At 70.5% G+C, this 22226-nt stretch carries 19 protein-coding genes and 1 riboswitch; of the genes, 17 read left to right on the top strand and 2 right to left on the bottom strand.

The window, feature by feature from the left end; translation table 11 throughout:
* Positions 1-113: 113 nt before the first annotated feature.
* The 5 genes from gcvPB to C8K30_RS10515 all read left to right on the top strand — a co-directional run bounded on the left by gcvPB (position 114) and on the right by C8K30_RS10515 (position 5814).
* Positions 114-3206, top strand: coding sequence for an aminomethyl-transferring glycine dehydrogenase subunit GcvPB (gcvPB, locus tag C8K30_RS10495; protein ID WP_108492840.1), 3093 nt, complete (start codon positions 114-116; stop codon positions 3204-3206).
* Between the two features lie 87 nt (positions 3207-3293).
* On the top strand, positions 3294-4463 hold the full coding sequence (gcvT, locus tag C8K30_RS10500) for a glycine cleavage system aminomethyltransferase GcvT (RefSeq protein WP_108492841.1): 1170 nt from the start codon (positions 3294-3296) through the stop codon (positions 4461-4463).
* 34 nt (positions 4464-4497) lie between these two features.
* Entirely contained in the window at positions 4498-4869 is a 372-nt protein-coding gene (gene gcvH / locus C8K30_RS10505; RefSeq protein WP_108492842.1) for a glycine cleavage system protein GcvH, read from the top strand.
* Between the two features lie 204 nt (positions 4870-5073).
* A complete protein-coding gene (locus C8K30_RS10510) occupies positions 5074-5298 on the top strand; it encodes a helix-turn-helix transcriptional regulator (RefSeq protein ID WP_108492843.1) in 225 nt (74 codons plus the stop codon).
* 78 nt (positions 5299-5376) lie between these two features.
* Positions 5377-5814 carry a (deoxy)nucleoside triphosphate pyrophosphohydrolase gene (locus tag C8K30_RS10515; RefSeq protein ID WP_108492844.1) on the top strand — a complete coding sequence of 146 codons (438 nt, stop codon included), beginning with the start codon at positions 5377-5379 and terminating at the stop codon, positions 5812-5814.
* Here the strand turns inward: C8K30_RS10515 and C8K30_RS10520 are convergent.
* Complete coding sequence (locus C8K30_RS10520) at positions 5797-6618, bottom strand: 2-phosphosulfolactate phosphatase (protein WP_108492845.1); 822 nt, start codon at positions 6616-6618, stop codon at positions 5797-5799. The two genes, C8K30_RS10515 and C8K30_RS10520, sit on opposite strands and share 18 nt — an antisense overlap.
* A gap of 203 nt (positions 6619-6821) precedes the next feature.
* Between C8K30_RS10520 and C8K30_RS10525 the strand changes: the two genes are divergently transcribed.
* The 12 genes from C8K30_RS10525 to C8K30_RS10580 all read left to right on the top strand — a co-directional run bounded on the left by C8K30_RS10525 (position 6822) and on the right by C8K30_RS10580 (position 21395).
* Positions 6822-10388 (top strand): phosphodiester glycosidase family protein, encoded by a 3567-nt coding sequence (locus C8K30_RS10525; protein ID WP_233257102.1) that lies wholly within the window; start codon positions 6822-6824, stop codon positions 10386-10388.
* A 17-nt stretch (positions 10389-10405) separates the two neighbouring features.
* Positions 10406-10624, top strand: a complete 219-nt coding sequence (locus C8K30_RS10530) for a hypothetical protein (protein ID WP_108492847.1) — start codon at positions 10406-10408, stop codon at positions 10622-10624.
* 179 nt (positions 10625-10803) lie between these two features.
* Positions 10804-11649 (top strand): hypothetical protein, encoded by an 846-nt coding sequence (locus C8K30_RS30675; RefSeq protein WP_158280978.1) that lies wholly within the window; start codon positions 10804-10806, stop codon positions 11647-11649.
* Between the two features lie 215 nt (positions 11650-11864).
* Positions 11865-12713, top strand: a complete 849-nt coding sequence (locus C8K30_RS10540) for a hypothetical protein (RefSeq protein WP_108492848.1) — start codon at positions 11865-11867, stop codon at positions 12711-12713.
* A 213-nt stretch (positions 12714-12926) separates the two neighbouring features.
* Positions 12927-13790, top strand: a complete 864-nt coding sequence (locus C8K30_RS10545; protein WP_146197416.1) for a hypothetical protein — start codon at positions 12927-12929, stop codon at positions 13788-13790.
* Positions 13791-13987: 197 nt separating this feature from the next.
* Entirely contained in the window at positions 13988-14842 is an 855-nt protein-coding gene (locus C8K30_RS10550; protein ID WP_146197417.1) for a hypothetical protein, read from the top strand.
* Positions 14843-15055: 213 nt separating this feature from the next.
* Positions 15056-16306, top strand: a complete 1251-nt coding sequence (locus C8K30_RS10555; RefSeq protein WP_108492851.1) for an extracellular solute-binding protein — start codon at positions 15056-15058, stop codon at positions 16304-16306.
* Positions 16307-16380: 74 nt separating this feature from the next.
* Entirely contained in the window at positions 16381-17256 is an 876-nt protein-coding gene (locus C8K30_RS10560; RefSeq protein ID WP_108492852.1) for a carbohydrate ABC transporter permease, read from the top strand.
* Positions 17256-18179: a carbohydrate ABC transporter permease gene (locus C8K30_RS10565; RefSeq protein WP_199230435.1), complete on the top strand. Its 924-nt coding sequence runs from the start codon at positions 17256-17258 to the stop codon at positions 18177-18179. Before C8K30_RS10560 ends, C8K30_RS10565 begins: the two co-directional genes overlap by 1 nt.
* A gap of 94 nt (positions 18180-18273) precedes the next feature.
* Positions 18274-18389: riboswitch (SAM riboswitch) on the top strand.
* Between the two features lie 4 nt (positions 18390-18393).
* Positions 18394-19338, top strand: a complete 945-nt coding sequence (locus tag C8K30_RS10570) for a methylenetetrahydrofolate reductase (protein ID WP_108492853.1) — start codon at positions 18394-18396, stop codon at positions 19336-19338.
* Between the two features lie 183 nt (positions 19339-19521).
* Positions 19522-19971 (top strand): Hsp20/alpha crystallin family protein, encoded by a 450-nt coding sequence (locus tag C8K30_RS10575; protein ID WP_108492854.1) that lies wholly within the window; start codon positions 19522-19524, stop codon positions 19969-19971.
* A gap of 203 nt (positions 19972-20174) precedes the next feature.
* On the top strand, positions 20175-21395 hold the full coding sequence (locus tag C8K30_RS10580; RefSeq protein ID WP_108492855.1) for an N-acetylmuramoyl-L-alanine amidase: 1221 nt from the start codon (positions 20175-20177) through the stop codon (positions 21393-21395).
* Between the two features lie 112 nt (positions 21396-21507).
* Here the strand turns inward: C8K30_RS10580 and C8K30_RS10585 are convergent, their stop codons facing one another.
* Positions 21508-22152, bottom strand: a complete 645-nt coding sequence (locus C8K30_RS10585; protein ID WP_108492856.1) for a 1-acyl-sn-glycerol-3-phosphate acyltransferase — start codon at positions 22150-22152, stop codon at positions 21508-21510.
* Positions 22153-22226 lie beyond the last annotated feature (74 nt).

Consider the following 22226-nt stretch of genomic DNA (forward strand, 5'->3'; position numbering starts at 1 on the left):
ACCGACGGTGCAAGCCGGCGCGTCCCGCCCTCCTCCCCGATTTTCGGGAGGGAACACGACGGACCGGCAAAACTCTCAGGTAGACGCGCGTCCGCGAGCGGGCAGGGTGTCCGATGACAGATCGGGGAGGGACCGCAGTCGTCCCCACGCCCTCGGACAGCCAGGAGCCCGCCGTGAGCACGCCCCACAACCCCGACGTCTTTGCCGACCGGCATCTCGGCCCGCGCGGCCGCGAGGTCCGCACCATGCTGGACCAGCTCGGCATCGACACGATGGACACCCTCGTCGACCGGGCCGTCCCCAAGGCGATTCGGACGCAGACACCGCTGAATCTTCCGGCCGCCCGCACGGAGCCCGAGGTGCTTGCTCACCTTCGTGGGCTCGCGGGCAAGAACCAGGTCAAGACCCAGATGATTGGCCAGGGCTTCTACGGCACGCACACGCCCGCCGTCATCCGCCGCAACGTGCTCGAGTCGCCCGCCTGGTACACCGCCTACACGCCGTACCAGCCGGAGATCAGCCAGGGCCGGCTCGAAGCGCTCCTCAACTTCCAGACCGCGGTCGAGGACCTCACGGGCCTCGAGATCGCGAACGCCTCCCTGCTGGACGAGGCGAGCGCCGTCGCCGAGGCCGTCGCCCTGATGTGGCGTGCGTCGAGGGCCAAAGAGGGATACGTCGTCCTGGACGCCGACCTGTTCGGGCAGTCGCTTGCCGTGGCGAAGGGCCGCGCCGAGGCGATCGGCCTCCCGGTCGTCGTCGCTGACCTCGCCGAGGGCCTGCAGGCAGGCCTCGCAGCAGCGGTGTCCGACGGCGGTGCGCTGCCCGCCGGCCAGCTGGTCGGCCTCGTGGTCCAGCAGGCGGGCGCATCGGGCCGCGTGCTCGACGCGCGCGGCGTGGTCGCCGAGGCCAAGGCCGCCGGCGCGCTCGTCACCGTCGCCACGGACCTGCTCGCCCTGACGCTCCTGGCCAGCCCCGGCGAGCTCGGCGCCGACATCTCGGTTGGCTCCGCGCAGCGGTTCGGCGTCCCGCTGTTCTACGGCGGCCCGCACGCCGCCTACATGGCGGTCAAGAAGGGCCTCGAGCGTCAGCTCCCCGGCCGTCTGGTCGGCGTCTCGATCGACGTCGACGGCGCCGCCGGCTACCGCCTCGCCCTGGCCACCCGCGAGCAGCACATCCGCCGCGAGAAGGCCACGAGCAACATCTGCACCGCTCAGGCCCTGCTAGCCATCGTGGCCAGCATGTACGCGGTCTACCACGGCCCGGAAGGCCTCAAGGCGATCGCAACAAGGGTCCACACCCACGCCGCCACCCTGGCAGCGGCCCTCACCGCGGCCGGTGTCGAGATCGAGCACAACGCCTTCTTCGACACGGTCCGCGCGGTCGTCCCGGGCAAGGCCGAGCAGCTTCGGACGGCGGCCGCAGAGGCGGGCTACAACCTCTTCGTCCCCGACGCCGACCACATCCAGATCACCACCGACGAGACCACGACGTCGGCCGATATCGCAACGGTCGCCACCGCCCTCCTGACCACCCTGGGTCTGGAGCCGACCCCCACCGCAGAAGCCAACTCGGTGCAGGGAGCGGAGAAGTCGGCGAATGCTCGCGCGGGAGTAATCCTTCCCGAAGTGGAGGGCGCCCTGGCGCCCGTGAACGCTCCCGCACGAGCGTTCGCCGACTTCTCCGCGGACGCAACCCCAGCGATCCCCGCCGAGCTCATGCGAACAACGCAGTACCTCCAGCACCCCATCTTCCACAGCCACCGCTCCGAGACCAGCATGCTCCGCTATCTGCGCAAGCTCTCGGACAAGGACCTGGCCCTGGACCGCACCATGATCCCGCTGGGCTCCTGCACCATGAAGCTCAACGCCACCGCCGAGATGGAGGCCATCTCCTGGCCCGGCTTCGCGGACATCCACCCGTACGCCCCGGTCGACCAGACCCAGGGCTACACCGAGCTCGTCACCGCGCTGGAGAGCCAGCTCGCCGAGATCACCGGCTACGCCGCCGTCTCCGTGCAGCCCAACGCGGGCAGCCAGGGCGAGTTCGCCGGCCTGCTCGCGATCAAGGGCTACCACGCGTCGCGCGGCGAGGAGCACCGCGACATCGTGCTCATCCCGGCGTCCGCGCACGGCACCAACGCGGCCTCGGCGGCGCTCGCGGGCCTGCGCGTCGTGGTGGTGTCCACGGCGGACGACGGCGAGATCCTGCTCGACGACCTGCGCGCCAAGCTCGACCAGTACGGTCCGCAGGTGGCGGGCATCATGATCACCTACCCGTCCACGCACGGCGTGTACGAGGAGCACGTGCGCGAGGTCTGCGACCTGGTGCACGAGGCCGGCGGCCAGGTGTACATCGACGGCGCCAACCTCAACGCGCTGGTCGGCCTGGCCCGGCCGGGCGAGTTCGGCGGCGACGTCTCGCACCTGAACCTGCACAAGACGTTCTGCATCCCGCACGGCGGCGGTGGCCCCGGCGTGGGCCCGGTCGCGGTGGCCGAGCACCTCGTGCCGTTCCTCCCCAGCGACCCGACGCCGGGCGTCGGGGCCGGCGAGGCCGGGGCGGCGGGCATCCCCGTGGCCTCGACGCGCTACGGCTCCGCCGGCATCCTGCCGATCTCGTACGCCTACGTGGCCCTGATGGGACCGGACGGGCTGACCGAGGCGACCAAGGCCGCCGTCCTCACCGCCAACTACGTGGCGAGCCGGCTCGACCCGCACTTCCCCGTGCTCTACACGGGTCCGAACGGCCTGGTGGCGCACGAGTGCATCCTCGACCTGCGCAAGATCACCGCCGAGACCGGCGTGACCGCGGAGGACGTCTCCAAGCGCCTCATGGACTACGGCTTCCACGCCCCCACGCTCGCGTTCCCGGTGCCGGGCACGCTCATGGTGGAGCCCACGGAGTCGGAGGACCTCGCGGAGCTCGACCGGTTCGTCGACGCGATGATCGCCATCCGCGGCGAGATCGACGCCGTCGCGGCCGGCCGTTGGACCGCCGAGGACTCGCCGCTGCGCGGTGCGCCGCACACCGCGGCGTCGGTCATGACGGACGAGTGGGACAAGCCGTACTCGCGCGAGCTGGCCGCGTTCCCCGTCGCGTCGCTGCGCGGGAACAAGTACTGGCCGCCGGTGCGCCGCATCGACGGCGCCAAGGGCGACCGCAACCTGGTCTGCTCGTGCCCGCCGGTCGAGGCCTACGCCGAGTGAGCTGTCCGACCATGCCGGGGTTGTCAGGCCCACGGATCACCCAGGTGAGCCGTACGTCTGACCCGTCGCTGACGAGAGGATTGATCCATGGGTGAGGACCGCAAGACCCCGCTGTACGACGAGCACGTGGCGCTCGGCGCCTCGATGACGCCGTTCGGCGGCTGGCTGATGCCGCTGCGCTACACGTCCGACCTGGCCGAGCACCGGGCCGTGCGCGAGGCCGCCGGCCTGTTCGACCTGTCGCACATGGGCAACATCAACGTGACGGGGCCCGACGCCGCGGCGTTCCTCGACCACGCCCTAGTCGGCTACATCTCGAAGGTCCGCGAGATGGGCGCGCGCTACTCGATGATCTGCGCCGAGGACGGCAGCGTGCTGGACGACCTGATCGTCTACCACCACGCCCCCGGCGAGTACTCCGTCATCGCGAACGCGGCCAACGCCGAGCTCGTGCTGGGCAAGCTGCAGGAGCGCACCGCCGGGTTCGACGTGGTGCTCAAGGACGTCCAGCCGGGTCAGGCGCTGATCGCGGTGCAGGGTCCGCGGGCCGTCGAGATCATGCTCGCCACCGCGGGTCTCGTGGAGGACGCCGAGATCTCGGGCGGCACCGCGTTCGCCGACCTCAAGTACTACGCCTGCATGGGCATGCGGTTCCAGGGCGAGCCGCTGCTCGTGGGTCGCACCGGCTACACCGGCGAGGACGGGTTCGAGCTCTGGGTCCCCGCCGACCGGGCCGTGGCGCTCTGGCGCGCCCTGCTCGGGGCGGGCGAGCCCCTCGGGCTGGTCCCGGCCGGCCTCTCGGCCCGCGACTCGCTGCGGCTCGAGGCAGGCATGCCGCTCTACGGCCACGAGCTCGACACCACGACCACGCCCTTCGAGGCGGGGATGGGTCGCGTGGTGCGTCTCGACAAGGTGTCGGACGACGGCACGCCGGTCCCCTTCGTCGGCCGGGACGCCCTGGCCGCACGCAAGGAGTCTGCGCCCGCGCGCGTGCTCGTGGGGTTGCGCGGCGAGGGCCGGCGCCCGGCGCGCGCGGACTACGAGGTCGTGCTGCGCGGCGCCGGTGCCGAGCCCGGGGCACCGGTCGGGCGCGTGACGTCCGGTGCGCCGTCGCCCACGCTCGGCTACCCGATCGCGATGGCGTACGTGACGCCCGAGGTGTCGGCCGAGGGCACCGAGCTCGCGGTCGACGTCCGCGGGCGGGCCGAACCGTTCGTGGTCGTGCCCATGCCGTTCTACCGTCGTCCCCAGAACTGAACCCCTCTCACTCCCGGAACCGCAAGGAGCTGTCATGGCCGACTTCCCCGAGAACCTCAAGTACACAACCGAGCACGAGTGGCTGGACGGGTCAACGCCCGCCGTCATCGGCGTGACCGACGTCGCTGCCGAAGCGCTCGGCGACGTCGTCTACCTGGAGCTGCCCGAGGTGGGCGCCACCATCGAGGCAGGCTCCGTGGTGGGCGAGATCGAGTCCACCAAGTCCGTGTCCGAGCTGTACTCACCGGTCAGCGGCACCGTCACCGAGGTGAACACCGAGGCCGTGGACAACCCGGAGGTCGTCAACCAGGACCCGTACGGCAAGGGCTGGCTCTTCAAGGTCGAGGTTTCCGGCACGGGTGAGCTGCTCACCGCCGCGGAGTACGCCCAGCACACCGGGAGCTGACCGTTCCGGACCCCGGGAACGAGCGGGCGAAAATGCCTCCTGGCCACCTAATACGTATCCGAAGGGCCAGTTCGGTCTCGGATCGGTAACAGTCCAAAATCTGCGTCAGAACTGCGTCATGAACTCCATGCGGACCGCTCTACCTCGTAGCAGCAACCGTAGGTCGGAACCCCAGAACCGGCCGCTGTGTGGAGGAAAACGACCATGACCGCGATGACCCTTGACCACCGTCTGCCCAGCCTCACTCGTCGTGAGCGGGTGATCCTGGCGAACCTCACCGAGGACGCCACACTCGAGCAGATCGCTCGACGCCTGTACGTCACCCGCAACACGGTGAAGACGCAGGTACGCAGCGTGTACCGCAAGCTCGGCGTGTCCTCGCGTGCAGAGGCGATCGCCAAGGCGAGCGAGTTCGAGATCGTCGCCTGACACGCAGTTCCCTGACGACGGCGGTGCCATCCCCAGTGGCGCCGTCGTCGTCTTCTGTCCGGTGGGAGACTGCTCGGCATGCAGGAGACCCTCATCAACGTGGTCGCCGCCGCGATCGTGGACGACCTGGACCACCCCACCCGGCTGCTCGCCGCCCGCCGTTCGGCGCCGGAGGCGCTCGCCGGCCGCTGGGAGTTCCCGGGCGGCAAGGTGGAGCCGGGCGAGGAGCAGCTCGACGCGCTGCATCGTGAGCTCGGCGAGGAGCTGGGCGTGCGGATCGCCGTCGGCGCCGAGCTCCCGGGGCCCGACGGCGGAGCGTGGCCCATCACGACCAAGCACCGGATGCGGGTCTGGTTCGCGCGGCTGCAGTACGGCACGCCCGAACCGCTGGAGGACCACGACGAGCTGCGCTGGCTGACGGCGGCCGAGCTGGACGACGTCCAGTGGCTGGAGGGTGACGTCCAGATCGTGGCGGCCCTCGCTCGACACCTGGTGGGGTCAGCGGACGGCGGCTGAGACGTTCCTGCGGCCGCGGGCCGCTGAGACGCGATGCCCGAGCGGCACGAACGCGCCGTCCATCAGCACCGGCACGACGTCGGTGGCGTCGACCTCCGTGGAGATCGTGACGTCGTCGGCGAACCCGGAGTCGAGCAGCTCCCGGCCGCTCGCCGTGCCGCCGACCGAGTCGACGATGTCCTTGGTGCCCTTCCACAGGGTGACGGTCGCAGCGGTCTCGGGGGAGATGCTGATGGCAGGCAGCATCGCGGTGAGCCGCGCGGCGATGGCGCCGACGGCGAGGTAGTCCTCGAGCGCAGGGCGCAACGTGTCGTCAGGCCACCGCTCGCCAACGGGGACGAGCACGACGTCGTGCCGGTCGGACGCGTCCAGGTGCGCGGCGGCGAGGCCGGCCACGGCCTTCGCGTTGCGCAGGCTGCCCGCGACGATCAGGGCGCCGCGGTTCGCGATGGTGTGGCAGATCTGGGCGGCGCTGGGCGACGGGATCACGAGGCGCTCGGCGTCGAGGTCCTGCAGCGACGCGGGCGAGATGCTGATGCCGTCCTCCCACCGCGGGCCGGCGAGGGCGGCGCGCATGGTGCGCGCGAGCCGGGCGGCGCCGGCGGGATCGTGATACGGGAACGGGTACACGCCGGCGCCCTGTTCGCAGGCGACGGTGACCGTGGTCGAGAAGGAGAGGACGTCCACGACGACCACGAGCGACGAGCGCGCATCGGTGGCGGTGAGGGCTAGTGCGCCGGAGATGCCCCAGTCCGTGCGCACACGGGCAGGACGCTGGTCGAAGGCGGGGGACGTGTTTGCCACGAACGCATCGTAGTGTCACCTGTACTCGCCCATGTTTCGCTCTCGGTGAACAACGTTGCGGTTACGGCGCTATTCACACTCCGGTTGCCGGGTCATAACCTCGCCGCGCAACGCTGCCGAAGAACGCTGCCCCCGAGCCCCCCGAAGGACTGAGCATGCGTCGAGTTGTCTCCGCAGGGTCACCTGCTAAGCCGGGAAGAACCTTGACCAATGCGCTGACCTGCGGAATTACCGCCGCTCTCCTGGTGGCCCCGGCGAACGGAGCCTTCGCGGCGCCGTCCCCCGAGCCGGAGGACGTCCCCCGCAGCGGTGCCGCGCTGACCGCGCCGACGCCGTTCGCGAGCGCTCCGCTGCGGTCCGGCGAGGCCGTGGAAATTTCCGAAGATGTCACCCATCTCCCCCTCGATGACGACGGCGACGCCATAGTCACCCGCCGCGAGGAGCAGCGCATCGCGCCGGGCCTGGAGCTCACCCGGTTCGCCCGGATGAGCGAGGACGGCTGGCTGAGCGGCGAGGTGCTGGTCGCGGATCTTGGCCCGGTGGGGGCGAACGGACGCGTCCAGAAGGGAAAGGCACAGGTCGGCTACATCGGCCCGGACCACATCGCGGGGAACGCCACCGTCTCCGAGATGGCCGCCGCCCGCGGTGCGATCGCCGCGGTGAACGGCGACTACTTCGACATCAACAACTCGGGCGCCGCGCTCGGCGCGAGCATCGACGACGGCACGCTGATCAAGTCGGCGTCCCCCGGCCGCGAACGCTCGGTCGCGTTCGGGTCCGACGGCGTCGGGCGCCTCGCGCAGGTCTTCCTCGAGGGTTCGGTGAGCTGGGCCTCGACGGGCGGCTCGGGGGTCGAGCCGGTCGAGACCGAGGTCCCGATCAGCGGCCTGAACGTCACCGCCCTGCCCCAGGCCGGCGTCGCCGTGTACGACGCCGGCTGGGGCACCTTCACGCGCACGCGCCCCCTTGCGGCCGGCGAGCAGGGCGTCGAGGTGACGGTCTCCGCCGACGGCACCGTGGCCGCCGTCGGGCAGCCCACCGGCGGGCAGCTGGCCGACGGGACGCGCGCGGTCGTGGCCCGGCCCGGCGCCGCGGCCGACGCGCTGGCCGCCCTGCGCCCCGGCGACCACGTCGACCTGGCCTACGGCCTGCGCGAGGACGCGGGCGAGGTGGCCGTCGCCATCGGCGGCGGGCCGGAGGACCCGCTGCTGGAGGACGGCGAGGTCACGTCCGCGACCGGCGACCATGTCGAGCTGCGGCACCCGCGCACCGCGGTCGGCTTCGACGAGTCGGGCACCCGGGCGTACTTCGTGGTCGTCGACGGCCGCCAGACCCACAGCACCGGCATGAACCTCTACGACCTGGGCGAGCTCATGGCCCAGCTCGGCGCCGACGACGCGATCAACCTCGACGGCGGCGGCTCCTCCGAGATGGTCGCCCGGCTGCCCGGGGACGCCGGCAACACGATCCTGAACAGCCCGTCCGACGGCTACGAGCGCTCCGACGCGAACGGCCTCGGCCTGTACGTGCCGGCCGGCTCGGGCCGCGTCGCGGCCTTCGACGTGCGCACCACGGTCCCGGCCGACGACGCGGACCGTGTCTTCCCCGGCCTGCACCGCACCCTGGTCGGCAAGGGGTATGACGACGCCATGGGCCCCGTCGCGACCGAGCCGTCCTCGTGGCGGACCCGCGACGAGTCGGTCGCGTCGGTGCGCGACGGCGTGGTGACCGGCCGGAATCCCGGCAGCACGGTCGTCACCGCCGCGTCCCTGAGTCGCTGGGGCCTCGCCGACGGGTCCACCGAGGTCGAGGTGCTGGGCAAGCTGGTCCGGACCGGCGTGGACACGCCCGTCGTCGGGCTGGAGGACGCCGAGGCGACCGCGCCGCTCGTCCTCACCGGCTACGACGCGCAGGGGTTCTCCGCGCCGATCGAGGCGCGGGACGTCACCGTGACGGGAGGCGACGGCGTCGCCGAGCTCGTCCCCGCCGCCGACGGATCCTTCGAGGTCCGCGCGCTCGCGGAGGTCGGCGGCACGACCTTCGAGCTGTCGGTACCGGGCCCTGGCGGCCAGGACCTGACGACCGAGGTCGCCGTGACGGTCAGCCTGGAGGAGGACGTGGTCGCGGACTTCGCCGACGCCGCTTTCTGGACGTCCGCGCACGACCGCGCCCCGGGCGGCTCGGTGGCTCCCGCGGAGGGGCACGACGGCGCGGCCGGCCTGCGCGTGACCTACGACTTCACGCAGTCCACGGCCACACGGGGCCAGTACGCCGTGCTGCCCGAGGCCGCGTCCGGCGGCCGCGAGCTGCCCGGTTCGCCGCGCGCGGTGACGATGTGGGTGGACGGCGACGGCAACGGCGCCTGGCTGCGTCTCCAGGTCCGGCAGGGCGACGGTGTCGTGACGCAGCTCGACGGCCCGGAGGTCACCTGGACCGGCTGGCGGCAGGTCACCTTCCCGGTGCCCGACGGCGTCGCGTTCCCCCTGAAGCTGCAGCGCGTCCGCGCCCTGGAGACCACGGCCGGCCAGCAGTACACGGGCGCCCTGACCATCTCCGGCATCGCGGCGCAGGTGCCGCCCGCGGTGGACGCGCCCGAGGCCCCACGGGTGGAGGACAGGATCGTGGTCGCCGACGGCGCCACGGATACCGCGCCCCTACGCGTGGCAGTCATGTCGGACGCGCAGTTCGTGGCACGCGACCCCGAGTCCGGCGCGGTGGCCGGCGCTCGCGACGCGCTCCGCGAGATCGTCGCCGACGACCCGGACCTGCTGGTCATCAACGGCGACCTGGTGGACGAGGCCGCCCCGGAGGACTTCGACCTCGCCCGGCGCATCCTCACCGAGGAGCTCGAGGGTGCGGACTTCCCCTGGTACTACGTGCCGGGCAACCACGAGGTCATGGGCGGCTCGATCACCAACTTCGAGGAGGAGTTCGGCGAGCGGACCCGGGTCCTCGACGTCCCGACGCCGGGCCGGGCGGGCGGCACCACGCGGCTCATCATGCTCGACTCGTCGGCGGGCCGCCTGGGCGCCGACTTCGCGCAGGTCCAGCTGCTGCGCAACGCGCTCGATGACGCCGCCACCGACAGCTCGGTCACCGGCGTCCTGGTGTTCGCGCACCACCCGCTCGACGACCCGCTGCCGACCAAGGCCAGCCAGCTCACCGACCGCCTCGAGGCGGACACGCTGCGCGGCTGGTACGAGGACTTCCGGGAGACGTCCGGCAAGTCGATAGCGTCGGTGAACGCGCACGTGGGCGTGTTCCACGCAAGCACGCAGGACGGCGTCCCGTACCTGGTCAACGGCAACTCGGGCAAGGGCCCGGCGAGCACCCCGGCCGACGGCGGCTTCACCGGCTGGTCCATGCTCGGCGTCCGTCCGGCGTCGGGCCCGGTGTCCGGACCCACGCAGGGCGGCCGGCCCCGGGGCCCGTGGCTGACCTGGGAGGTCAACACGCGTGCCGAGGGGATCACGGTCTCCGGGCCGGAGTCGCTCGAGGTGGGCGAGTCCGCGGCGGTGGCCGCCGTCGTCGTGCAGGACGGGACGCGGGAGGTGCCGGTCGCGTGGCCGGTCTCGTCGAGCTGGGGCGGCGAGGGCGTGTGCACCACCGGCGAGAGCGGGCGTGCGGCCCTGCGGGAGTGCCCGCGCGGCACGGTGCTCGCGCTCGACCCGGACACGCACGAGCTGACCGCCCTGCGCGCGGGTGCGGCCACGCTGACCGTCACGGTCAACGGGGCGGCCGGAGAGCTGACCGTCAGCACGAGCCGATAGGACGGTAGATTTGCCCCATGAGCGATTTCGAGGTGGCCCGCAGGCAGAAGCAGGAACCCACGGCGGCCCTGCTGGTTCGCTTTATCGTGTGCTTCGCCCTGTTCCTGGGCGGGTTCGCGCTGATGGCCTTCGGCTCGATCGGTGACGCGGCGTCGTCGCCGTTCGTGTTCGTGGGCGGCATTCTCGCCGTCGGGCTGTCGTTCGGCCTGCCGATGATCGGCGCCACCGAGCGCTGAGCAGCGTAGACGCATGAGAGCGCCTGTCCGGTCCCGACCGGCCAGGCGCTCTCGTGCGTCCGGGCTCGTTTCTTCACCCTCAACGTTCCGGTCCTCCCGTCCGTAGTCGTTGGTAGAGCCTGACGGCGAGCGATGTGCGCCCACCGGGACAGGCGCCGTCGAACAGACAGGAAACCACGATGTCTCTGCCCAGCACGTCCCGCACTTCGCTCTTTCGCCGTGGTCTGGTGGCTGTAGCCACCGCAACGACGCTCCTCGCCGGCGGTCTGGTCGTCGCCCCGGCGGCGCAGGCCGCTCTACCGGTTGTCGATGTCCACGAGCGCCAGGGCACGACGGTCACCACGTCGATGTTCGCCTCGGGCTCCACGATCTGGGGCGACGTGGACGAGCAGATCCTCCGCCCCGCCAGGTTCGGGTACTCGGTCGCCCTGAAGGCGTCCGGCGGAACCATGCTGGGGGCCGAGGTGGAGGTGACGCTCCAGAAGATCGACCGTGAGCCGGTGCGCAAGCGCACCATCGAGATGAAGCGCACCAGCACCGGCATGGCCAGCCGGGGTGCCATCAACTTCACCGGGACCATCGCCCCGGGGACCTACCGGGTCGGCGTCGAGGTGTTCACCGTGGTGCGCAAGGCCGATGGGACCCGGGTCCGGCACCTGATCGACGTGAACGAGGCCCAGCGGGTGCAGTTCAAGCGCGCCACCGTGGTCGACGCGTCCATCTCGTCGGACGCGACCGACGGCCGTCCCGCGCGGATCAACGCCAGCGCCCGTGTGCTGCGGGTTGCGGACGACGGTTCCATCTCGTGGCTGCGGATCCGTTCGGGCGCCGCGATCCTCTCGTACGACGCCGACGGCCCGTGGGGCGACAAGAGGGCCGTCTTCGTGCGGGACCTGACGATCGGGTCCGACGGCCGGATCTCGACGGTCGTCGAGACCCGCGAGGGGTACTGGAAGGTCACCTACCCGGGGACTTCCCGCTTCGCCGCCTCCACTGGCTGGGTACCTGAGCTCTGCGGCTGCTGATCCGCACAGGGTCGGCGGCGGGCTCCGCCGTCCGATCCGAGCCACACCCGAGGAGGGCCGTAGCCGTGAGCTGCGGCCCTCCTTCATCTTCACGCTCGGCCGTTGGTCTTCACCCACAACGTTCCGGTCCTCCCGCCCGTACTTGGTGGTGGAGCCTGACGGCGCGCGGTGTGCGCCCACCGGGACAGGCTCCATCGAACAGACGGGAAACCGCGATGTCTCTGCCCAGCACGTCCACCTTCCGCCGCGGTCTGGTGGCCGTGGCCACCGCCACCACACTGCTGGCCGCCGGCCTCGTCGTCGCTCCGGCGGCGCAGGCTGCTCTGCCGGTCGTCGACTCGCACACGTCCCAGGGCACGACGGTCACCACGTCGATGTTCGCCTCGGGTTCCACGATCTTCGCCGACGTGGACGGGCAGAGGCTCTACCCCGCCAGGTTCGGGTACACCGTGGCGCTGAAGGCGTCCGGCGGAACGATGCTGGGGGCGGAGGTCGAGGTGACGCTCCAGAAGATCGACCGTGAGCGGGTGCGCAAGCGCACGATCGAGATGAAGCGCACCAGCACCGGCATGCTCAGCCGGGGCACCATCAACTTCCCCGGGACCATCGACCCGGGGACGTACCGGGTGGGTGTCGAGGTGTTCACCGTGGTGCGCAAGGCGGACGGGACCCGGGTTCGGCACCTCATCGATGTGAACGAGGCGCAACGTGTGCAGTTCCGGCTCGTGACCGAGGTCTACGGGACCGTCTCGTCGCAGGCGACCGACGGCCGTCCCGCGCGGATCAACGCCACCGCGCGTGTGCTGCGGATCGACGACGACGGTTCCCTCTCGTTGCTGCGGATCCGCTCGGGCGCCGCGATCCTGTCGTTCGACGCCGACGGCCCGTACGGGGCCAGCAGGCCCGTGTTCGTGCGCGACCTGAAGATCGGGTCCGACGGCAAGATCTCGACGGTCGTGGAGTCCCGCAAGGGGTACTGGAAGGTCACCTACCCCGGTACTTCCCGCTTTGCGGACAGCCGCGCGTGGATCGGACAGGGCATGCCCGACGGGTGCGGCTGCTGATCACACGGGGCCGGCGGCGGGTCTCGTCGTCGGCCCTAGGTGCGCCGGGGGAGGGCCGCAGCCGTTGGCTGCGGCCCTCCTTCGTCTTCACGCTCGAACGTTGGTCTTCACCCACATCGTTTCGGTTCTCCCGTCCGTACTTGGTGGTGGAGCCTGACGACGCGCGGTGTGCGCCCACCGGGACAGGCTCCGTCGAACAGACGGGGAACCACGATGTCTCTGCCCAGCACGTCTCGCACTTCCCTCTTTCGCCGCGGCCTCGTCGCGGTGGCCACCGCTACGACACTGCTGGCCGCCGGCCTGGTCGTCGCTCCGGCGGCGCAGGCTGCTCTGCCGGTCGTTGATGTCCATGAGCGCCAGGGCACGACGGTCACCACGTCGATGTACGCGGAGGGTGGCACTATCGACGGCAGCGTGGCGGAGCCGGAGCTCAACCCCGCTTCTGCCACTTTCAGGTACTCCGTCGCACTGAAGGCGTCCGGTGGGACGCTGCTGGGCGCGGAGGCCGTGGTCACGCTCCAGAAGATCGACCGTGAGCCGGTGCGCAAGCGCACGATCGTGATGAAGCGCAGCACCACTGGCATGCTGAGCCGGGGGAAGATCCTCTTCAGCGGGACCATCGAACCGGGCACGTACCGTGCAGGCGTCGAGATCTTCACGGTGGTGCGCAAGCCCGACGGGACCAGGGTGCGGCACCTCATCGACGTGGACGAAGCCAAGCGTGTGCAGTTCCGGCGCAACACCTGGACCCAGGGGACCATCTCGACGCAGGAGACCGACGGCCGTCCCGCCCGGATCAACGCCACCACGCGAGTGATGCGGATCGCCGACGATGGCTCGATGTCGTGGCTGCGGCTTCGCTCGGGCGCCGCGATCCTCTCGTTCGACGCCGACGGCCCGTACGGGGAGAAGAAGGCAGTCTTCGTGCGGGACCTGACGATCGGGTCCGACACACGGATCTCAACGGTTGTCGAGTCCCGCAAGGGCTGGTGGAAGGTCACCTATCCGGGGACTTCCCGCTTCGCCGACTCCGTGGCGTGGATCGCGCAGGGCGTACCCGGCGGCTGCGGCTGCTGATCGCACCGGGCCGGCGGCGAGCTCCGCCGTCGGCCCCGAGCCGTGCCAAGAGGAGGGTCGCAGCCGTGGGCTGCGGCCCTCCTTCGTGCTCACCCCAACCTTCCGTGACACGCGTCCGTACATGTTGGTGTACGGCCCGACGGCGAGCGACGTGCTCGCGTCGGGGCGGGCATCTTCGAGCAGACAGGAGCCATGCGATGTCTTTGCACAGCACGTCCCGCACGTCCGTCTTTCGCCGTGGTCTGGTGGCACTCGCCGCCGCCACGACGCTCCTCGCCGGCGGCCTGGTCGCCGCCCCGGCGGCACAGGCACTCCCGATCGTCGGTACGGACAGGGGCGACGGCACCACACTCACCGCCCGCCTGTTCGCCTCGGGAGACATCATCAGGGGCGACCCGAACATCCCCCTGGATCTCCAGGACGTCGCATTCGGGTACAGCATCGACCTGGACGCGAAGGGCGGCCGGCTGCAGTCGGTGGAGGTCCAGGTCACCCTCCGGAAGGTGGGAAGCACCTTCGTCCGCCGGTTCCCGGTCCGCGTGAACTCCGACAGGGAGGAACGGGATCATGTCTACCTTCCCGGGACCATCTCCCCCGGGTACTACTGGGCGGGGATCGAAGTGTCCGCGGACGTGCAGCGCGCCGACGGCCAGGTGAACCATCACAAGATCGACGTGGACAAGGGCTCGAGCCTGTCGTTCAAGCGGTGGAGCAAGGTCGACGGCTCGATCCGCCCTCGGGACGCGGTGGACGGCCGGCCGGCACGGATCACGGCCACCGTCCGCGTACTGCGGGTAGCGGACGACCAGTCCCTCTCGTGGCGGACCGTTCGATCGGGCACGGTGCTCATCTCGTTCGACGCCGACGGTCCGTTCAGCGAGAAGGTGAAGCCCGAGTTCGTGCGGCGTGTCGACATTCCGTCCGACGGGCAGATCTCGACAGTGGTTCAGTCCCGCAAGGGGTGGTGGAAGGTCACCTACCCGGGGACCGACCGCTACGCGGCCTACCCGGAGTGGATCGGGCAGGGCGTGCCCGAAGGCTGCAGCTGCTGATCGCACCGGGCCGGCGGCCCCAGGACACACCCGAGGAGGGCCGCAGCCCTGTGCTGCGGCCCTTCTTCGTGGCCTCTCGACTGGCCCCACAGGCCGTCTCGGGACACGCTGTCACCCGTATGTCACAGGTTTGTTAGAACCCTTGACAGATTATGGTCCAAGTGAAAACGTGACCTGCACCACGAACAAGCACGACGAGAACAAGGAGTAGCAATGGCCCAGTACAGGAGGCTTGGCGGGATCCTCGCGATCACGCTCGCCACGACGACCGGCCTGACGGCCTGCGGGTTCGGCGGAACCACGTCGGACGAGGGCACGGACGGCGGCTCGACCACCCTCGATCTGCTCGTCCCCAGCTACTCCGACGCGACGCAGGGCCAGTGGAACGACGTGATCGCCGGGTTCGAGGAAGCAAACCCGGACATCAAGGTGAACCTGCAGGTCGAGTCGTGGGACAACCTCGAGTCCGTCATCGCGACCAAGATCCAGGGCGGCGAAGCCCCGGACATCTACAACGGCGGCCCGTTCGCAGGCTTCGCCGAGGACGAGCTGCTCTACCCGGTCGAGGACGTCACCTCGGACGAGACCTACGCCGACTTCCAGCCGACGTTCCTGGAGAACGCCCAGGTCGACGGCACCACGTACGGTCTGCCGTTCATCGCGTCGGCCCGTGCGCTGTTCGTCAACGACGCGCTCCTGGAGGAGGCCGGCGCCGAGGTGCCCGCCACCTGGGACGAGCTGCTCGAGTCGGCCAAGAAGGTCTCCGAGCTCGGCGGCGGCGTGGCCGGCTACGGCATGCCGCTCGGTTCCGAGGAGGCACAGGCCGAGGCCGCGGTGTGGCTCTGGGGCGGCGGCGGATCCTTCGGTGACTCCGAGGCGATCACCATCGACACCCCGGAGAACCTCGCGGGCGCCGAGTACATCAAGACGATGATCGACGAAGGTGCCACGCAGGCCGACGCCGGTGCGACTGACCGCAGCCCGCTGTTCGACATCTTCGTCCAGGGCAAGATCGGTATGCAGGTGGGCCTGCCGCCGAGCGTGGGCCAGATCGAGTCCGACAACCCGGACCTCGAGTACTCGATCCACCCGATCCCCACGAAGGACGGCGAGCCGTTCACGCTGGGCGTGGCCGACCACCTCATGGCGTTCCAGAACGACGGCGACAAGCAGGAGGCGATCACCGCCTTCTTCGACTACTTCTACACCGCCGACGTCTACGTCCCCTGGGTCCAGGCCGAGGGCTTCCTGCCCACCACGGTGTCCGGCTCGGAGGCGCTCTCAGGCGAGGAGGCGCTCGCGCCGTTCCTCGAGGTGCTGCCGGACGCGCAGTTCTACCCCACGACCAACCCGGACTGGGCCGCCACGGACTCCGCGTTCAAGGCACTCTTCGGTCAGCTCGACGGCGACAAGTCCGCCAAGGACGTGCTGGCCGAGATCCAGGACCAGGTCGACGCGGGCTGACGCCCTGCGCTGACCGCCGCCGGCAGGCGGCGACCATCAACACGCACACCTGAACCGAAAGCACGGGGAAACTGGTGAAGGACCTCTTGAAGGCCCTGCCGTGGATCGGGCCCGCGGTCGCACTCATTGCGGCCGTGGTCCTGTTCCCGGTCGGCCTGATGTTCTGGAACTCGACACGCGACATCAGCCAGAGCGGTGTGGACGACGGAGGCGTAGGCCTCGCGAACTTCGCGACCGTTGTCGGCTTCCAATACTTCTGGCCGATCCTCGGGCGCACGGTCGTGTGGGTGGTGGTCGTCGTCGGCTGCACCCTGATCGGCTCGCTCGCTCTCGCGGCGCTGCTGAACAAGGCGTTCCCGGGCCGTCGCCTGGTACGCATGGCCGTCATCGTGCCGTGGGCGGCCAGCGTGGTCATGACGACGCTGGTGGTGCACTACGGCCTCGAGCCGTACTTCGGCATCATCAACTCGTTCCTCGTGGACGTCGGCCTGATCAGCACGCCAGAGGGCTACGGCTGGACCCGGCATCCAGGCACCGCGTTCGCGTGGGCCATGGTGGTCGCCGTCTTCGTGTCGCTGCCGTTCACCACGTACACGATCCTGGCCGGCCTGCAGACAGTCCCCGGCGAGACCGTCGAGGCCGCGCGCATCGACGGCGCCGGGGGCCTGCGGACCTACTTCAGCGTGGTGCTCCCGCAGCTGCGGGGCGCGGTGTCGGTGGCGGTGCTCATCAACATCATCAACGTGTTCAACTCGCTGCCGATCCTGCGCGTCATGACCGGGTCCATACCCGGGTACGACGCCGACACCATCATGACGATGATCTTCAAGTACATGCAGAACCAGCGGCAGATCGACCTGGCCAGCGCGCTGTCCGTGATCGCGTTCCTGGTCGTCATCGCCATCGTCGCCGTCTACGTGCGGGTCGTCCGCCCCCTGGAGGAGGTCTGATGACCGCGATCACGGATTCGGGGACGACCCCGAAGAAGGCGACCCGTCCGCCGTCGGACAGCCGGCAGCGGGTGCGGAAGTACACGGCCGACCAGGTGCCCCTCGGGTCCCTGCTGCTGCGCATGTTCGCCGGGCTCGTGGTGCTGGTGGTGTTCCTGCTGCCGTACCTGATCATGTTCTTCGGCTCGGTGAAGACCAAGGCGGAGATCAGGTCGGTCGATCCGACCTACTTCCCCACGGAGTGGCACTGGGAGAACTACGCCACCATGTGGGCCACGCCCGAGACGCCGCTGCTGCAGAACCTGATCTCCACCCTGGTGATCTCGCTCTGCGCCACGCTGCTCGTGCTCGCCGTGGCGCTGCCGGCCGCCTACTACACGGCGCGGTTCCGGTTCAGCGGGCGGCTGGTGTTCCTGTTCCTCGTGATCGTGACCCAGATGGTGCAGCCGGCGGTGCTGACGTCAGGCTTGTTCCGCCAGTTCATCGCCCTCGGGCTCCTGGACACGTGGGCCGCGATGATCCTGGTCAACGCGGCATTCAACCTGTCGTTCGCGGTCTGGATCATGCACAGCTTCTTCGCGAGCATCCCGAAGGAGGTCGACGAGGCCGCGCAGATCGACGGCGCCGGCACGTTCACCGTCCTGACCAAGATCAACCTGCCGCTCGTGTGGCCGGGGATCGTGACGGCTGTCGTGTTCACGTTCGTCGCGTCCTGGAACGAGTTCGCGGCGTCGCTGGTGCTGCTGACGACGGCGGGCAACCAGCCGCTGTCCGTGGCGCTGACCAAGTTCGTGGGTCAGTACGAGACCTCGTGGCACTACGTGTTCGGGGTGTCCATCGTGGCGATCGTGCCCGTGGTGCTCCTGTTCATGATGATCGAGAAGCGGCTGGTGGGCGGCCTGGTGGCGGGGTCGGTGAAGTAGCTCGCGGGGTGGGTCGGGGGCCAGTGAATACGAACCGTCTCGATCGCCGGACGAATTCTGTCCCAGTGCTGGACAATCGCTTAGCATGGTGGCGATCCCATCCAGAGCGGTCGAGAGTCCTGGCTCCCTGACACCGCAGCAACCTGCCGACTTCCTGCCCCGTGGCCGTGGCGTGAGGACGTAAGGTGCTCACGCCAGGTTCGATGGAGCAGCCATGGTCGCCGAGGTACACCCACACCGCCCCACAGTGTCGTTCGAGCTGATGCCACCGCGTCGGCCCGACGTGGCGCCCAACTTCTGGGAGACGGCGCAGCGGTTGGTGGCAGCCCGCCCGGACTTCGTGTCCGTCACGTACGGCGCCGCCGGCGGCGACCGGGCGACGTCGCGCGAGGTGCTCGCCACGCTGCTCAGGGGCACGCCCGTGCTGCCGGTGGCCCACCTGACCTGCGTGGGTGCGTCCCGCGAGGACGTGTCCGAGGTGATCGACGAGTTCCTCGAGGCCGGCGTGCGGTCCTTCCTCGCCCTGCGCGGCGACCCCCCGCGCGACGAGCCGGACTGGCGCCCCGCGGACGACGACGTGCGGTCCAGCATCGACCTGGTCCGGCTGCTGCGGCAGGTGGACGAACGCCGTTGCGCCGCGGACGCCAGCACCGCCCTGCGGTCCGCCGCCCGCCCGCTGACCATCGCCGTCGCGACGTTCCCGGACGGCAATCCCGGGGCGCGGACCACGCGTGACCAGGAGGTGCGACGGCTGCTGGAGAAGCAGGAGGCGGGCGCGAGCTTCGCGATCACCCAGTTCTTCTACCGGGCGGAGTCCTACACCGGGTTCGTGGAGGCGGCCCGCTCGGCGGGAGTGACCCTACCGATCCTCGCGGGGATCCTGCCCACCACCGAGGCGCGCCGGCTGCGCCGGGTCGAGGCGCTCACGGGCGTGGCCGCGCCCGCCGAGCTCCTGCGGGACCTCGACCGGCTCGTCGCGCCCGACGGCGCCGTCGACGCCGAGGCCCAGCACGCGCGCGGCATCGAGTACTCCGCGACGCTCGCGCGCGAGGTGCTCGACGCCGGTGCGCCCGGCGTGCACGTGTACACGTTCAACAAGCACCGCCCGGCCCTGGACCTCCTGGAGCGCGTGGGCCTGGCGGGCCGTGCGGCGGCCTAGGGACGACGGAACGGGAGCGAGGACGCGCGGCGTCCGGAGACGGTGATCGACGCGTCCCCGACGTTGGTCTTCCCCGGATCCGAGCGTAAGAATGGAGGTGTAGCCGGACAACGGCGAGGGCCGTCGTCCAGCGCAGCGGCCCTGGAGGGGCCAGGGTCGCATCGTCGCAGGAGGTGATGCGCGATGGCTACCTATTGGGACCCGTTCCGGGAGATGGACCGGCTGTTCGGCACGTTCGCCGCCAACGCACGGCAGTCCGGTGGCATGCCGATGGACCTGTTCCGCACGGGCGACCACTACGTCCTTTCCATGGACCTGCCCGGCGTGGACCCGGGCACCATCGACGTCTCGGTCGAGGACCGGACGCTCACGATCCGCGCCGAGCGCACGCAGCGTTCGGACGCCGACGCCCAGTGGCTGGTCCGCGAGCGGCCGACGGGCACGTTCGCACGGCAGCTCACGATGGGCCGCGGGCTGGCGCTCGACAGCATCTCGGCGTCGTACGCAGACGGCGTGCTCGCGCTGACCATCCCGGTCAGCGAGGACGCCAAGCCGCGCAAGATCGAGGTGGCGCACACCGCGGGCTCGACCCAGATCGGCTCGTCCGAGAGCCACCAGACGATCGAGTCCTGACTGCGGCGCGCTGCGGTCCGTGGACCCCGGACACGTCAGAGGCTCAGGTCACCCGGTGTGACCTGAGCCTCTGGCGTACCGGGGGGTAGGCATCGCGCGAGGGGTATACCCCGGATGTGATGTACCGGTGGGGTACGGCGTCGGCTGATACTACGGGTGAATTCGGCCCGTCCCAGCGCGACCGACCTTGTGGAGGCCCTACCGTGCACGATCACGACCACAGCTCCGCCGACCACAGTCCTGACAGCCATTCCTCGCTCGGCCGGCGCGACCTGCTGCGCAGCGCCGTCGTCCTCGGCATCGGTGCCGCGGGCGCGACGATCGCCGCTCCTGCCGTCGCGGCTCCTGCCGTCACAGGTCCGGTCGGCGCCGCCCCGGCGCGAGCCGGGGACGCCCCGCCGTCCCTGGCGCCGGACCCCGAGGCGCCGGCCGACGCGCCGCCGGGCGCGCTGGCCGGGGTCGACGTCGTCACGCCGACCATCGCGAGCTGCAACACCTGGGGCGCCGAGGCCGCCAGGGGCACCATCGACACCGTCTCGACCAACCCGAACAAGATCCTGATCCACCACACGGCGTCGGCGAACGTCACCGACTACTCGCAGGCCGCCGGGTACCAGATCGCCCGCGACATCCAGCAGTGGCACTTCGCCAACGGCTGGGTGGACACCGGTCAGCACCTCACGGTGAGCCGCGGCGGGTACGTGATGGAGGGGCGGCACGGTTCGCTGTCCCGGCTGCAGAACGGCAGCGGCATGGTGGTGGGCGCGCACGCCCCCGGCCAGAACAGCCAGGCCATCGGGATCGAGAACCAGGGCACCTACACGAGCGCGACGCCGCCGGCGCAGCTCTGGAGCCGGCTGGTGGAGCTGTGCGCCTACATCTGCGACCAGTACGGGATCGCGCCGACGCAGATCTACGGGCACCGGGACTACACGGCAACGGCCTGCCCGGGCGACGTCCTGTACTCGATGCTGCCGCAGCTGCGGTCCGAGGTGGCGGCGGCCCTGGCCGGCACGAGCTGGTCGGTCATCGTCGACAACACCTCGGCGGGCTTCTCTGCCGGCGGCTCCTGGCTGACGTCGTCGTTCTCGGCCGAGCGCTACGGCGCCAACTACCACTACGCGACGCCGGCCGAGGTCAGCGACCTGGCGACGTACTCGGCCACCATCCCGTCCAACGGCTCGTACCGCGTGGAGGCGTGGTTCCCGGGGATCGCCGGCTACAACACGTCGACGCCGTTCATCGTCTACACCGGGACGGGCTCGTCGACGATCCGCGTGGACCAGTCGACGGGCGGCGGCGCCTGGCTCTCGCTCGGCACCTACGCCATGACGGCGGGCACCCGCAACGTCGTGGCGGTCAGCCGCTGGACCACGGGCACGGCGTACGTCGTGGCGGACGCGATCCGGCTCACCCGCCTCTGACCCCACCTTCGCCGAGATAGAACCAGGGCAAAGTAGAACCGCGGCGCACGCCCTGGTTCTACTTCGCCCTGGTCTTCGTGCGGGTGGGTGAGTTGGTGAGGGGGCGGGTGGGTCAGTCGTCCGCGCGCTCCTGGCCGCTCATCGCCTGGATGGACTGCATGACCTGCTCGGTCAGCTCGCGCCGCGCCTGCGCGGGCTTGGTACCGGCCGCGATCTGCCGGGAAGGGTCGATCGGCGTACCGAAGTGCAGCTCGACCCGGGCGAACCGCGGCATCTTGCCGATGGGCTTCACCTTGTCCGTGCCGAGCAGCGCCACCGGGACCACGGGGGCCTTGCCGGTCAGGGCCAGCCATGCGACGCCGGTGTGCCCCTTGTGCAGCTTGCCGTCGCGCGAGCGCGTGCCCTCGGGGTAGATGCCGAACGCGCCGCCGCGCTGCAGCACCGCCAGGGCGTCCTCCAGGGAGCGCTGCCCGGCGCGCGGGTCGTCCCGCTGCACCGGGATGTCGCCCATCTTGGTGAAGAACCAGCGCGAGATGCGTCCCTTGATGCCCTTGCCGGTCCAGTACTCGGCCTTGGCGAGGAACGCGACGTGCCGCGGCGCCATGATCGGGATGAGCAGCGAGTCGATGAACGACAGGTGGTTGCTCGCCAGGATCACCGCGCCGCGCTTCGGAATGTTCTGCAGGCCAGTGACGCGCGGGCGCAGAAGCACGAGCACGAGGAGCGAGAGGATGAGCTTGAGGAACCGGTACGTCACCGGCCTATTGTGCACCCCTCAAGCGACCCTGCGGACGGGGTGATACGCGGTGAAAAAGGCTAAAGAGACCTACA

Origin of the sequence: Promicromonospora sp. AC04, from assembly GCF_003058225.1 — a bacterium.
Classification (GTDB): Bacteria; Actinomycetota; Actinomycetes; order Actinomycetales; family Cellulomonadaceae; genus Promicromonospora.